This window comes from Binatus sp. (SeqCode), assembly GCF_035272065.1.
In the GTDB taxonomy this organism is placed as follows: Bacteria; Desulfobacterota; Binatia; order Binatales; family Binataceae; genus Binatus.
On sequence record NZ_DATEQZ010000022.1, the window covers coordinates 20,375 to 33,781 of the forward strand.

A 13,407-nucleotide genomic window follows, 5' to 3' on the forward strand; every position below is an offset into this window, starting at 1 on the left:
GCATCAAGCTTTGGCGTGCCCGCGAGGCCGTTCGGGCGATGGCTCGATTTTGGCGCGCGCTTGGTTGGCCGGTTGGGCGCCATTCTCGTCCGTAGTTTCCGTCTTGAGGGCCGGCGTCAATTTCGAGCGCGACCCGGAAAGCGCGGTGACCGCCGAACGCATCGTGTCGGCGATTTTGCGATAGGCGCCGGCGCCTTCGGAACTCGCCGCCAGTTCGCGAAGTTTGCTCGCGGTGATCGCGCGACCGATGCGAACCTCCACGGGATGGCGGCGCGGGATGAGGCTGCCCTTGCCCATCACGTCATGGGTGCCGCGAATCAGCACCGGCAGAACGTCGCAACCGCTGCGCAGCACCAGGAATCCCGCGCCACTCTTGAACTCGTGAATCACGCCGTCGGCCGAGCGCGTGCCCTCGGGGAACATCAGGACGCTGCGCCCTTGAGCCAGCTCGGCGAGCGCGTCTTCCAGCGATTCGAGCTGAGCGCGCTCGCGATCGAATGGCATCATCGACGTGAAGTTCGCGGCGAGAAAGCGGCGCGCCGGCGTGTTGAAGAAATAATCCTTGGCGGCGAGCACGCGGAGGTCGTCGCCAACCGCGCCAAGCGCGTGGCCGACCAGGCTGAAGTCGAGATGACTCGAATGATTCGCGACGACGATGAAATTGCGATTCGCCGGTATGTTGCCGCGCCCGAGAATCTTCGGCTTCAGCCATCCGTCGAAAATCGCCCGCTCGGCCCCACGCACTGCAAATCGACCGAGCCACTTCAGCGGCGACGGCAGATGCACAGTGTAGGGCTCGGCGAACTTTGCGTAGGAGGGCATCCGCACTCGGCCGTTGCCGCCCGGTTGCGCGGCGAGGAGTTGTAAGTCCTCGACGGTGCGAAGGTCCGCGATTTCCTCCGGCGCAATCTGGCGGCTCGCGCGCTCGCCGATCAGCTCGCCGATTTCCGCCAGCGCGAGCGAGTCGAGGCCGAGGTCTTCGATCAAGCGCGTGGCGGGAGTGAGGTTGACCGGTTCGGTGGCGATTAACGCGAGCGCCTCAGCGAGCCACGTCTCGACCTCGGAGTTGGAGGTATCCTCGGCGGCACTCGCGCGAACCTCGAGCATCCTCCGCAAGCTCGCGGCCACGTCGGCGCGTTTGATCTTGCGGGTGCGCGTCCGCGGCAGTTCGGCGTCGGTGAAGCGGAGAATCCTGATCCGTTTGTACGCGCTCAGTTCGCGCGCGACCTTGTCGAAGTCGCTGCGCAAGCGATCCTCAACTGCCCGGCGGCTCTCGCCTCGCGCGTAGGCGGGCACTACCAGCGCCGCGACCTGCTCACCCTGTCCGACCTTCAAACCGACTACCGCCATCTCCTTGACGTACTGCGAGCAGCCGTAAATTTCCTCGAGCTCCTCGATGTAGATATTGTTGCCGCCGGAATCGACGATGACTTCCTTGGCCCGGCCGACGATGTACAGGCGCCCGTCGTCGTCGAAGCGCCCGAGGTCTCCGGTGTGAAGCCATCCGTCGCTCAGAACCTCGGCGGTCGCAGCCTCGTTGCGATAGTAACCCGCCATGATGTTAGGACCGCGCGCGACAATCTCGCCGATCGATCCGGTCGCGGGCATCAACTTGATCTCGACGCCGTTCAGCGGCCTTCCGACCGCGCCGACTTGCAGCGGTTCGTCAGGCCGCGCGACGCACAGAACCGGTGCCCCCTCCGTCAGGCCGTAGCCTTCGAGCAGCGGGATTCCGATGTCGTTGAAAAACTCGGCCACGCGATGGGGCAGGGCGGAGCCGCCGCTGACGGCGAGCCGCAGCCGTCCGCCGAGCGCGGAATGAACCTGTCGGAAAACGATCGAGCCGAAGTTGAGGCCCGAGTTAGTGTCGAGCCGGCGATTGAGATCGCGCAGGTTGTCGAAGGCGGCGTGAAAGAAGGGACCGCGCGCTTCGACTTCGTCGACGATGCGCCGATGTACTGCCTCCCATACTGCGGGCACTCCAATCAGCGCTGTCGGGCGAACGTCGGCGAGCGTGCGCGACAGCGTTTTCGCTTCGACCTCGAGCGGATAGACAATCGTCGCGCCGCTGGCGAGCGGCAGTAGCATCCCGCAGGTGAACTCGAACGCATGGTGAAGTGGCAAGAGCGAGAGTACGACATCGTCGGCGCCCAGTGAAAAAACGCGCGAGAGCATCGCGATTTCGGCCGCGAAATTGCCGTGCGACAGCATCACGCCCTTGGGCGCGCCGGTGCTGCCGGAGGTAAACAGGATTGAGGCGAGCGCTTTTCGCTCGGGCGGCGCGGGCGGAGTCTTGGCGTCGCCGCGTAGGATGAACGGCCGTGCGAGCTCGGCGAGATCGAGCTCGATGAGTTTCGGATGCGCATTGCCCAGCGCCGAATCGAAGCGCTTGTGAACCGCGCTCGAGCGCAGCACGGCGGTGGGCTCCGCGATTTTGCAGATCGGTGCGAGCTCTTCAATGGAAATCAATTGGTCGAGCGGCAAGGCAATCGCGCCGGCGCATAGAATCGCGAAATAGCCGAGCACCCAATCGGGCGAGTTCTCGCCTATCAGAAGCACGCGGTCTCCCGGCTTGATTCCGCGCGTCGCCAGCAGCAGCGCCGCCCGATGCGCGCGGTCGCGCAGCTCGCGGTAAGTCGTCTGCGTCTGCTCGCCCGACGGCCGGCGGGCGATCATCGCGATCCGCGAGCCGTTGCGGTCGGCGGCGCGGTCGAGCATATCGACGAGACTGCGATGACGCGGCAGCGACTTGGCTCGTCCGCGTGTATGGAGATCGAGCTGAGGAAAAATGTGTCGGCGCAGGCCCGGCAGATGAATGTTGATCCAGTAGTCGCGCCAATCGATCAGGTCGGGACGAAACGGGTGCCGCTCGGCGTCGGCCGGCTTGAGCGTCGCGTAAAGCGCGCGAATGTTGCCGGCGTGGAAGGTATAAACGAGTTCCTGGATGTAGGGGCGATAGACCTCGACTAGTTCGCGCGCCAGGTCGGTGTTCTCTTTGAATTTATCGATCCCGCTTTCGATCTTTTTCGCGCGCTGATTCTCCGCGCCGACAACGCTGCGCGCGAAGGCTGCCGCCTGCTTGAGAATTTGCGGAACCTTGTCGCTGGCGAGGTCGTAAGTGTTCTGCGACACAACAACGGCTTCCAGATGCGGCCCCAGCCAGCGCATCGTGCCGCTGTCCTTGCGATGCTCGCGGCGATTGCTGAGGGCAGTCAGTTCGACCAGCCGCCGCATCGGAAGCGGATTCCGATCCGAAGTGCAAAGCTGGTAGATGGGCTTGTGCTTGCGCAACAGCAGCGCGGCGAGGATCGGAATCATCGCGTGCGCCGCGAGATCGACCGGGATAACGTCGAGCACCAGCTCCGCCTTGGCAGGATAAAATCGATAGCCGCGGCCGGCGAGATAAGTCAGCGGCGCGCTGGTGTTGACGCCTTGGTTCCATCCGGGGAACGGATCGCGGAGCGCGCTTTCGATCACCGCCGGACGCACGACCGTGACGTTGAGCATGTCGCGATTCGCAAGCACCAACTGCTCGCCAAGACTCTTCGTGTAGCTGTACGTGTTGGGCCATCCCCAACTTTGCGCGCGCTTGCGGCCGACGTGCTTGAGGCGTTCCTCGACCCACTGCTTGCGTCGATGCTCGAGCGCCGACTCGCGCGGCGCGTCGGCGGCACCGTCGTCGCCGCGAAACTCCGCGTGACGCAGTTGATCGCGCGACTCGGCCTGCACGCGCTCGATCGCCGCAAGCGCGTCGCGAATTTCGCGCTCAAGCCGAAACGACTTGCGCCCGTCCGGGCTCCAGTTCTCGGGAATGTCGTCTTCGTATCTATGCCCGTCGGCGCTTCCGACGACGTAACAGGTCGACACATGCATCATCGCAGCGCCGACTTTGCGGCAGAACTCGATCACGTTCGCGACGCCGGTGGTGTTGACCTCGATCGCCTTTTCCAGCGACGCCTCGAAGTTCACCAGCCCCGCGCTGTGCACGACCGCGTCGAGACTGCCCGGCTTGAACGGCTTCGCTTCCTCGCCGAGCAGCCCGTCATTGGTTATGTCGCCGGGAACGACGACGATCTTTTCTTCGATGTAACGATCGAACTCCTCGCCGAGATGCTCGCGCAGCGGCGCAAACACCGGCGAGTCGAGAATCTCGCGGCGAAAGCGGCCGACGCTGCTGCGCCGGTCGCCGCGAATCAACAGGTAGACGCGCTCGATCTCGGGATGCCATCGCAGCAGGATCGCGAGGAACACCTTGCCGAGAAATCCAGTCGCGCCGGTAAGCAAGATGCGACGGCCCTTGAGCACCTGTTCGAGCGCGGGCATTGCTGCCCCGTTGAGTTTACCGTTGCTACTCGACATCCGCGATCACCAGCGGCGGCAGATGCAGGTAAGTTATCTCGGCCGAGCGACCGAGCTCCGAGGTCGCCATCGCGATTGCCTCGTCGAGCGTGTCTGCCGCCTCCCAGCCCAGCCGCGCCGCGACTTCCGGCTCCTCGCATCCCGCCGCAATAACGCGCCCCACGTGTTGGCGGGCCGGCTCGCCCCAGTACCACATGTAGAACGGATGCACGCCGTGGTACGCGTTGCCGTAGCGGTACATATGGATGTACGTCGGATTGGCCGCGAACTCGCGCTCGAAGTGTTTCTCGAGCTCGACGGCGTCGGTCGTCTCGGCGAGGCATCGATGGAAAAACTCGATGTAACTCGGATGATGCTCGGGATGAAATTCGTCGCGCAGCGGATGACAGACGATCATCGTGCCGCCTTCGCGCACCAGCGGTTTGTTCCGATACATGTTGAACAGGTAGCCGAGGCCGGTGCACTGCACTAGAACAGGATTCATAATCGAGTTGACGTTGTACGGGCAGATGTACGGCACGCCGACAATTAAAATGTCGGCCTGACCCTTCACCGGCACCGCGTATTGCTGGAACACTCGCGCAAGGGCCTTCTGATGCACCGTCTCAGTGTCGCCCGCCCACACGCCGATCATTCCGTACGGCGCTGCGTAGTTGTGCAGCACCGTGCGCCGCATCTCGCTGGACATATTGCGCATCGTCCACTGAAAACCTTTCAGGCGCGTGCGATCCCAGTCGGTGAAGTGATCTTCGTTCTTGTGCAGGAAGTCCAGCATCCCGCCGTACATCCGCGTGTTCACCGCGGTCTCGATTTGAAAAATCTTGACCGATCTGTGAATGAGCTTGCCCATCCGGTCCGACGATCGATGCAGAGCCGAGCGCGTCGGGTCCATGTACGAGTGCGAATCGCGCAGCGTCCCGACGTTGTGGTGATGCCGCAGGCTCTGGTACGGCGCTAGTCCCACCGCGACCGACTTGTGCCCGCCGTCCATGGGCACCAGGTTGATGTTCAAGTAAATGAGCAGGTCGGACTCCGACGCGCGCCGCGACAGCCACACTTCCTCGCCATGCTCCGTCTTGCCGAGCATCGCCAGCTCGGCGCGATTTTCCGCATCGAAGTTGTACAACCGGTCCGGCCAGTATTGCTTGAACGCGCGCTCGCCAACGACGCGGCGGATCTCGGCTTCCGTCATCCGCCGATGCAACGACGTCGCGATCACCAGGTGGACGTCGTCAACCCCGTAGTCGGCAAGCGTCTGCAGCACCTGATTCAACAGCCGCTCGCGGATGTCGGGCCGGCGCATCTGCGGCAGCGGCAGGCTGATGTCGTCGATCGCGATCGTCACGCGCATGTTCGGACTGAGCTGCGCGAACAGCGGGTCCTGGTTCTCAGGATGGAGCAGGGCGTAGCGAATCGCCTGGTCGGCGTCGGCAAGCGGGTCGAGCGGGGGCGGCGGATAGATGACGCGCGTGCCGACCGGCAGCTTCTCGAACAGAAATTCCTCGCCATACGGAATGATGCGGCGCTCCGAGCGTCGATTCACCCTGACGACCAGCTCGCTGCGCGCCCCGACCTCATGCCGCGACTCCGCGGTTTTAAGTTCCTTGAGTTTTGCTTCAGGCCGAGCCATCCGAGCCTCGCGTCGATCGTTCGCTGTCGTGGTTGAGTTCCAAGTCGCTGTCGAAATCAAAAGGCTGCTCCGAAGACGCTGCCGTCTCGAAATGGAGCACCGGCCATTGCCGGCTGAGCGCGGCGGCGCGCAATCTGCGGTCTGGGTTGACCGCGACGGGATGCCCGAGCCTGGCGAGAAACGCGGTGTCGTAATGTGAGTCGGCGTAACCCCAGCAATCCGCGAGGTCGAGATCGTGGGCACTGGCGTAGTCCTCGCACCAGACCGCCTTCTCGTCGCCAGCCATCACCGGCTCGGCCAGCCTGCCGGTCGCGCGGCCGCGGCTGAAGACAAATCGGTTCGCGGCGAAGTCGGCAATTCCGAGCTGACGAGCGAGCGGCGCCACGATGAAGTCCGGCGAGCCTGTGACGAGCACCGGCTCGAACCCGGCCTCGCGATTCGCCTCGATCAATTCCACTGCTCGTGGAAAAAGATGGCCGAACAGGATGCGCTCGCAATATTCCTCGCCGAGGGAGAACAAACGGTCGCGCGAAATGCCTTTGAACGCCTCGAACAGGATGGTGTTCAGAAGTCGGCGGTCGCGCTGCTCCGCGATGTACAAGCGCGGGATTCGCGCGGCGAAACCGAGGAGGTACGAGACTCGTCCGCTCCATTCTCCGACGTTGGCAAGGGTGAAAATCGCCGCATGCACCAGGTTAAGATCGACCAGCGTGCCGTCGAGATCGTAAAAAGCCGCGCGACGCTTCGAGGCCTTGGCGGCGTGGCCGTTGGACGATTTCTTATGACCATAAACTGACATGTCAGTCTAGTTTGGGCTCAAAAAAAGAGCTCTCGTTTCGGACCTCTTCACCTGCAGCTTCGCCTCGCGCGCGCACGAATTTTAATAGCTCGGGACGAGCGACGCCGCTCAAGCCGAATTGCAGTATTTCTTCGACCAGCGCCGCGATGTCCGTGTCATCGATGCGCGAGAGCATCCCAATCACTTCCTTGATTCCGCCGAGGATCGCGTACGAGACCGCGCGCGTGTCCGCGTTGCGCACCAGGTTCATCTCGATTCCGAGATCGAGCGACCGCTTGATCAGCGCCGCGATCCGGTCGTAGAAATCCTGGATCTTGTCGTCGAGCTCGTGATCGAATCCCGTCGAATGATTCAGCAAAATGTCGGTGAGTTCGCGCTCGGCCAGCACGTAGCTCAGCACCCGCGTCAAGTTCGCACGCAATTGATCGACGGCGTCCGGCTCTCCCGCCCCCGGCCGCAACCGCTGAATCCGCTGAGTCAGCTCGTTGACGACCTGCTCGAGCAATTCCTCGAACAAGTCTTTCTTGTTCTGGAAATAGAGATAGAACGTGCCGCGTGCGATGCGGGCGCGGGCAATGATGTCCGCGACATTGGTCCTGTGATATCCCTTGCGAGCAAAGATGCGCTTGGCGTGGCGCAGCACCTGCGCGCGTCGGGCTTGGCGTTCCATCGCGCTTTCTCCGTGCGGAACTTGCAGAGTAGTTCGGGATACCGCGCAGTGTCAAATCCGCCGCGAGCGTGTTACGAAACTTTGGAGGTATTCAGATGAGCGATTCAAAATTTTGGGAGAAAGTCCATGCGACCGCCACGAAGGCGACCTGGGCATATCTCGCCACCACCGTCGGATCCCAGCCCAAGGTTCGCGTCGTGCATCCTGCCTTCGAGGGCGAGCGGGTGTGGGTCGCAACCGGACGCGCGTCGGCCAAGGCTCGTCATATCGACAAGAACCCCAAGGTCGAGCTCTTCTACCAAATCGGCGTCGAAATGGTTCATCTAACGGTCACCGGCACAGCGAAATTTGTGGAAGACATTACTGAAAAAAAGCGAATCTGGAACGGCAAGGTCTTCGACTACGATCTCTCGCAGTTCTGGCCGGGAGGGCCCGAGTCGAAAGACTTCGGCCTGATGCTGATAACGCCCGATCGCGTCGAGGTGACGTCGCTGGCCGAGATGACGACGGGTAAGAAGCCGGAAGTCTGGCGCGCCTAGCGCAGGTAGAGATACCTGGCGAGGATTACCCGCGCACGCGTTCTCTGGCGAAAATTGCGCGCTCTTCGGCGGTCATCTTCTCGCGGATGCGCGAGCCCTTGCCTAGATGCCGATACTGGCCGCCCTCTGAAAAATATTCTTCGTATGGCTGCGCCGCGATTGGCTCGGGCGGAGGAGTGTCCGTGATCTTCACGCCCAGCACTTCCTCGACCAGGTTGCTGTCGTACATCCTGACCGCGTCGTAGTCCGTCAACAGCGCGCATACTTCGACGCAGATGTAGCATCCGATGCATTCCTGGAAGCGGTCCTGCACCGGCTGCACGCCGCGTCCCGGTACCGAACCGGCCGCCATGTACTCGATGCATTGCACGGGGCAGAACTCAGGACATTTGCCGCACGGGAAGCACAGGTTCACGTCCATGAACGCGACTTCGCGCGGGCGCTTTTTCTTCTGTCCGACTTCTTCAGGAGTCTCGGGGATGCGGTCTTCCTTGAGCCGGCGCTTGATGATGTCGATCGCGCTCATGCGTATATCTTCAAACTATTTCGGCGCGCCCGGTCAAGCGGCAAGTGGAAAGTCGATAGGCTGAACCTACGCGCAAATGCGGTCTGACGGCAGGACGCTGACTTGCGCTCAACCGGTGAGTGGTCTACTAGCCTAACCCAGGTCTCAAAGTGAGGAAGAAATCGACTTGAAGAACAGAAATATCTTTTGCTTGCGCCGCTTTGCGGCGGCGATTGCGCTTCTGACGCTGGCCTGCGGGTCGCCCTCGCGCGCATGGTGCGGCGGCTCGACGCTGTGGGTTTCGTTGGATGGTGTGGCCCCTGGCATCGCGTCCTACACTTCCAAGCAACTCAAAAAGAGCGGGATGCCAACGCCGCGTGCGCTGAGCACGTATGATCAAGTGTCGGGTCTTGCCTTTGACAAGTCCCATAACCTGTGGGCGGTCATCCACTTCGACGAGGTGGTGAAATTCACCGCTGCCCAACTCAAAAACCTCGCACACGAACCGAACCCGACGCCCCCAGTGATAATCACCAGTACGTCCACGTTCAGTGAAATCACCGGCTGTAACTTCGACTCGCAAGGTAACCTGTGCTGGCTGACCAATCGAACAACACGCTCGATGAACTGTCGAAGGGACAGTTGGCTGCCGGCAGCGCGAATATAGCAGCGCCCAACATAGTCATCAGCTCTTCCGATTCGAATCTGGACGGTCCAAATTTTATCGCGTTCGACAAAGCCGGGAATGCGTGGGTGGACAATGAGGCAGGGAACACGATCGCCGAGTTCAGCAAAAGCCAGCTGGCCAGTGGCGGCAGCAAGTTGGCCACGGTCGTGCTCTCTGACGACGGTAGCGGCACCAGCATCTCTGAACCGGGAGAAATTGCGTTCGATAAGAACGGAAATCTTTGGGTTCCCAACTATGGCGCGCACACAGTCGTAGAGTATGCGAAGGGTCAATTGGCCAGCTCTGGCAATCCCGCTCCAACGGTTAAATTGAACAGTGCCGTCCTTGCCGGAGAGGGGCCATTTAGCGCGGTATTCGACAGCAAAGGCGATCTGTTGGTTATGGACTACCTTGACGGAACAATCGCGAAGTTTGCTGCCTCGCAGCTGAAGACGAGCGGTGCCCCGGTGCCCAAGGTCATCGTGACGGGTAGCGTATATCAGAACTATCAAATCATCTTCGGTCCGGCGTCATAGCGTCATCTACCCGGAGCTTCAGCTATCTAACCGCGAAGATGCGGCCGGTCGAGGTCCCGACGTAGAGCATCCCCGACGCCGATGACGAGGCCGTCGTGATCTTGCCGAAGCTGCGCGAGGTCCATACGTAGCTGCCGTCGCCCGTAAGCACCGCGCCCACGTCGCCCGTTGCCGCGTCGAACACGCCGTCGTTGCCGAGCACGATCAACCCGGCATCGCCCGGTCTCAGCGTCGAATTTTTCCATCGGAGCTGCCCATCGGCGGAGACTCCGAAGATAGTGTCGGCGCCCGCGAAGATTGTTCCCGATGGAGCGACTGCCGGTCCCGCGGTTACCGCTTCCGTGGCATTGACATGCCACAGCGGGTTGCCGGTGCGTGAATCCATCGCATACACGCCGCCGCCGGCCGAGCCCGCGTAAACCACGTCGTCAGCGTAAGCAACCGATCCCGAAAATCCGCCATCAGGCTGGAATGTCCAGGCCACCGCGCCGTCCGACGCCAGCGCAGTGACCGCGCCGCGTGAAGTTCCCACCACGACTCCGTCAGGAGTCACCGCGGCTGTGTTCACCGGCCCCACGCTCACGCGCCAGTTGAGAGAGCCCGAATCGCTGACCGACACTAGGTCGCCGCCCGCCGATGCGTAAATCGCGCGATCGGTTGCCGCGAGCGGTCCTGCGCTCTCGCCAATTTCAAGATTCCAAAGCGTCGCGCCGTCAGGACTAATCGCCGCGAGCGCTGTCTTGGACGCCATCGCGACCACAGTCCCGTCGGGCAAAACTGCCGGCGACGAACCATCCGCACCGCGGCGCATCGTTTCCTTGCCCGAGGAGTTCAGGCCGTGCAGCACGCCGTCGCGCGTGATGAAGGAAATTGAGCCGTCCGCGCCGGTCGCGATTCGTCCGCGTAACAGCGCGCCCGGATCGAAGGTCCACATCAGAACGCCCGCGCTCCGCGCCGATGCGGCCGGCGTACTCGAAGCCCAGGGCACTCCGGCAGCCTTCGGCGTCGGTGTCGCGGTAGGCAGAGGAGTCGGGCATAGCGGGCATGTGTCGACATCCTCGTAAACGCCGACGCCAACCTGCTGACTGCTCACTCCCGAACTGCTCGCAAAAATACAGACGCATCCCGCAAATCCGGTCGTGTATTCGCCCCCCATGTCTCCGGACGGCGGCGCCAGAAACACCGTGTTCTCCGTCGAGGTCCACATTGTGGCCGGTCCGGTCGTAATATCTTCGTACTTTATTTTGGATTTCTTCGTGAATGTACCGACTGCGTTGAATGAGACCGTCCCTCCCGTCGGCACACCATCCGGCCCGATGCTCACGATACTGGTGCTCGTTGCTGCCGGGCGCGGCGTCAAAGTGGGGGTAGCCGTCTTCGTGGGTTTGGGAGTTTTTGTGGGGGGCGGGGTCGGCGTGAAGGTAGGCGAGGGCGGGGCGCCGGTTGAGATCGTAATGGAGTCGAGCGAAAAGCCGGGAGTTGCGGTTGCCGTGCTGGTCCCGCTGCTGCCGCCGCCGCAGCTGAGCAGAATTGCTCCGAAAACGAACAACACAACCGGCGCAACCACCAGCAATCTGAGCCACCGCGACAACATCAAGCCATGAGCTATGACTGATGCCAGAGCGCAGTGTCAAGTTGGCGCGCGATTTCCGCCTCTCAAGAACGGTAACCAAAAGCAAACTGCAATTCACTGAAAAGAAAAATGGCGGGCATCTGAAGAGGGGGGGGACTCTCCAATGCCCGCCTGTTCGTAGCGGCCGTCCGCTTACGCTGCGGACGGAAGCCGGTTTAGTTGGGGAGGAACAAACCAACCGGCCGGGTGCCAGAGCCGTGCGCACCCATTTATTGAGACGATTCATTTCAGCGATTATTCAAACTTCAAAAATTTTCATTTGCACGCGCCGCCGGTCGGATTACACTCGGCGGCGGAGGATACGAAAAAGCCATGGAATATCGGCGATTAGGTGGTACCGGGCTCAAAGTTTCGGAACTTTGCCTCGGAAGCATGACGTTTGGACGTGAGACCGATGAAAAAACCGCGGGAAAAATTCTCGACCGGTTCATCGAGGTTGGCGGCAATTTCCTCGACACCGCGAACGTTTATGCGGCGGGCGCGTCGGAGGAGATCCTCGGGCGAATTGTCGGCGAGCGGCGAAAAGATTTGATTGTCGCGACGAAAGTTCGTTTCAACGCTAATATTTTTATGGGCAAGACGGTCGGGCCGAATCAAATCGGCCTCTCCCGCGGGCATATCATGTCGGAGGTCGAGGCCAGCCTGCGCCGCCTGAAGATGGATTACATCGATCTTTACCAGGTGCATTCATGGGACTTCGAAACGCCGATTGAAGAGACGATGCGCGCGCTCGACGACCTCGTGCGTCACGGCAAAGTCAGGTACATCGGCGCGTCGAATTTTACGGCGTGGCAACTGATGAAGAGTCTATGGGTCAGCGATAAACACGACTTCGCGCGGTTTGACTGCCTGCAGCCGCAATACAGCCTGATTTCGCGCGAGATCGAGCGCGAGATTCTGCCGCTGTGCCGCTACGAAGGCGTCGGCGTAATTCCGTGGAGTCCGCTCGGCGGTGGATTTCTCACCGGTAAGTATCGTTCGGGTCAACGCCCGCCCGAAGACAGCCGCCTCGCGAAAATGGATATGTGGAATCGGCTCGCCGACGAGCGCAATTACAGGACGCTCGAAGCTGTCGAGCACGTCGCGAAGGAGCGGGGCCGTGCGATCTCGCAGGTCGCGCTGGCGTGGGTGAATCAGCAGCCCGGCGTCAGCTCGGTGATCTATGGCGCGCGGACCGAAGAGCAGAACGAGCAGAATCTCGGCGCGATCGGATTTCGCCTCGAGGCGGCGGAGCTGGCAGCGCTCAACAAGGCGAGCGCGTTGCCGGTCGAATATCCAAATGCAATGCAGGCGCGGCTGCCCGGCTATCCGCGGCAGTAGCAGCGAATAGACGCGGCTCTGCCTGGTCCCCTTTCCACCATGGGAGGGATCAGGTTGCGAGGCCCGTTCGACCAAAATCCGGTTCCCCTTCCACCGGGGGAAGGGGTTAGGGGTTAGGTTACGAGGCGCGTCCACGCGGACGCGCCTCGTCGATCATCCTTGGAACGACGGTCCCATGAACGTACCGGGTGCGATCGGCGACGGTGCGTCCTGTCCACCTGCGTTCGGTGAGAACTGGCTCCCGACGGTCAATCCGCCGTCCACGATCATCGCCTGCCCGGTGACGAATTCCGAGTCGTCGCTGGCTAGATACAGCGCCATCCCCGCGATGTCCTCCGGATGGCCCGCGCGCGGAATCGGCTGCGCCTTCGCCATCCATTGTTCCATCGCTTCTTTCACGCCGGGCTGATTGCGATGGAGGATCGGCGTGTTGATGCCGCCGGGGCAGATGCAGTTGACGCGAATCTTGTCCTTCGCGAACTCGAGCGCTGCCGAGCGCGTCAGGTTGACGACGCCGGCTTTCGCCGCGCAGTAGGCGTGCAGCCCGTTGAAGCCGCGGATACCCGCGACCGACGCCGTGGAGATAATCGAGCCGCCGCCAACTTTGTGCATCTCGGGCGCCGCATGCTTCATCCCGAGGAATACGCCGCGCAGCAGTACATTCTGGCTCTTGTCCCAATCCTCGACGGAGATTTGTTCGAGCGGTCCGACTGCCCCGCCGATTCCGGCGTTGTTGTAAATGATGTCGA

At 61.8% G+C, this 13,407-nt stretch carries 12 protein-coding genes; 5 read left to right on the top strand and 7 right to left on the bottom strand.

Going from position 1 to position 13,407, the window contains the following annotated elements:
- Window positions 1-3 precede the first annotated feature (3 nt).
- The 4 genes from VJX68_RS02470 to VJX68_RS02485 are packed head-to-tail and all read right to left on the bottom strand — an operon-like array spanning window position 4 to window position 7,458.
- On the bottom strand, window positions 4-4,323 hold the full coding sequence (locus VJX68_RS02470) for an AMP-binding protein (protein WP_324094058.1): 4,320 nt from the start codon (window positions 4,321-4,323) through the stop codon (window positions 4-6).
- 25 nt (window positions 4,324-4,348) lie between these two features.
- Window positions 4,349-5,989: an NPN-dependent hydroxyacid isomerase, LarAH14/15/16 family gene (gene larAH, locus VJX68_RS02475; RefSeq protein WP_324094059.1), complete on the bottom strand. Its 1,641-nt coding sequence runs from the start codon at window positions 5,987-5,989 to the stop codon at window positions 4,349-4,351.
- Window positions 5,976-6,788: an HAD family hydrolase gene (locus VJX68_RS02480; protein ID WP_324094060.1), complete on the bottom strand. Its 813-nt coding sequence runs from the start codon at window positions 6,786-6,788 to the stop codon at window positions 5,976-5,978. Before VJX68_RS02480 ends, larAH begins: the two co-directional genes overlap by 14 nt.
- Window position 6,789: 1 nt before the next feature.
- Complete coding sequence (locus tag VJX68_RS02485; protein WP_324094061.1) at window positions 6,790-7,458, bottom strand: TetR/AcrR family transcriptional regulator; 669 nt, start codon at window positions 7,456-7,458, stop codon at window positions 6,790-6,792.
- Between the two features lie 95 nt (window positions 7,459-7,553).
- Between VJX68_RS02485 and VJX68_RS02490 the strand changes: the two genes are divergently transcribed.
- The gene (locus VJX68_RS02490; RefSeq protein ID WP_324094062.1) at window positions 7,554-7,997 is read left to right on the top strand and encodes a pyridoxamine 5'-phosphate oxidase family protein; all 444 of its coding nucleotides are present in this window, start codon (window positions 7,554-7,556) and stop codon (window positions 7,995-7,997) included.
- Between the two features lie 25 nt (window positions 7,998-8,022).
- Here VJX68_RS02490 and VJX68_RS02495 read toward each other — a convergent pair whose 3' ends face one another.
- The gene (locus tag VJX68_RS02495) at window positions 8,023-8,523 is read right to left on the bottom strand and encodes a 4Fe-4S dicluster domain-containing protein (protein WP_324094063.1); all 501 of its coding nucleotides are present in this window, start codon (window positions 8,521-8,523) and stop codon (window positions 8,023-8,025) included.
- Between the two features lie 166 nt (window positions 8,524-8,689).
- On the opposite strand from VJX68_RS02495, the gene VJX68_RS02500 reads away from it, so the two are divergent.
- Together VJX68_RS02500 and VJX68_RS02505 are read left to right on the top strand one after the other, a co-directional pair.
- Window positions 8,690-9,169, top strand: coding sequence for a hypothetical protein (locus VJX68_RS02500; RefSeq protein WP_324094064.1), 480 nt, complete (start codon window positions 8,690-8,692; stop codon window positions 9,167-9,169).
- Window positions 9,094-9,705, top strand: a complete 612-nt coding sequence (locus tag VJX68_RS02505; RefSeq protein WP_324094065.1) for an NHL repeat-containing protein — start codon at window positions 9,094-9,096, stop codon at window positions 9,703-9,705. The genes VJX68_RS02500 and VJX68_RS02505 overlap by 76 nt, the downstream gene beginning before the upstream one ends.
- 22 nt (window positions 9,706-9,727) lie before the next feature.
- On the opposite strand, the gene VJX68_RS02510 is transcribed toward VJX68_RS02505, so the two are convergent.
- Window positions 9,728-10,888, bottom strand: coding sequence for an outer membrane protein assembly factor BamB family protein (locus VJX68_RS02510; RefSeq protein WP_324094066.1), 1,161 nt, complete (start codon window positions 10,886-10,888; stop codon window positions 9,728-9,730).
- 25 nt (window positions 10,889-10,913) lie between these two features.
- Here VJX68_RS02510 and VJX68_RS02515 point away from each other — a divergent pair, with 25 nt between their 5' ends.
- Window positions 10,914-11,309: a hypothetical protein gene (locus VJX68_RS02515; RefSeq protein WP_324094067.1), complete on the top strand. Its 396-nt coding sequence runs from the start codon at window positions 10,914-10,916 to the stop codon at window positions 11,307-11,309.
- 341 nt (window positions 11,310-11,650) lie between these two features.
- Window positions 11,651-12,658, top strand: a complete 1,008-nt coding sequence (locus tag VJX68_RS02520; RefSeq protein ID WP_324094068.1) for an aldo/keto reductase — start codon at window positions 11,651-11,653, stop codon at window positions 12,656-12,658.
- Between the two features lie 153 nt (window positions 12,659-12,811).
- Here VJX68_RS02520 and VJX68_RS02525 read toward each other — a convergent pair.
- The coding region (locus tag VJX68_RS02525; protein WP_324094069.1) for an SDR family NAD(P)-dependent oxidoreductase at window positions 12,812-13,407 on the bottom strand (596 nt) is incomplete at its 5' end.

Excerpts from the sequence above, each read along its gene's own strand:
- VJX68_RS02470 (WP_324094058.1), bottom strand. The coding sequence starts at position 4,323 with ATGCCCGCGCTCGAACAGGTGCTCAAGGGCCGTCGCATCTTGCTTACC.
- larAH (WP_324094059.1), bottom strand. The coding sequence starts at position 5,989 with ATGGCTCGGCCTGAAGCAAAACTCAAGGAACTTAAAACCGCGGAGTCG.
- VJX68_RS02480 (WP_324094060.1), bottom strand. The coding sequence starts at position 6,788 with ATGTCAGTTTATGGTCATAAGAAATCGTCCAACGGCCACGCCGCCAAG.
- VJX68_RS02485 (WP_324094061.1), bottom strand. The coding sequence starts at position 7,458 with ATGGAACGCCAAGCCCGACGCGCGCAGGTGCTGCGCCACGCCAAGCGC.
- VJX68_RS02490 (WP_324094062.1), top strand. The coding sequence starts at position 7,554 with ATGAGCGATTCAAAATTTTGGGAGAAAGTCCATGCGACCGCCACGAAG.
- VJX68_RS02495 (WP_324094063.1), bottom strand. The coding sequence starts at position 8,523 with ATGAGCGCGATCGACATCATCAAGCGCCGGCTCAAGGAAGACCGCATC.
- VJX68_RS02520 (WP_324094068.1), top strand. The coding sequence starts at position 11,651 with ATGGAATATCGGCGATTAGGTGGTACCGGGCTCAAAGTTTCGGAACTT.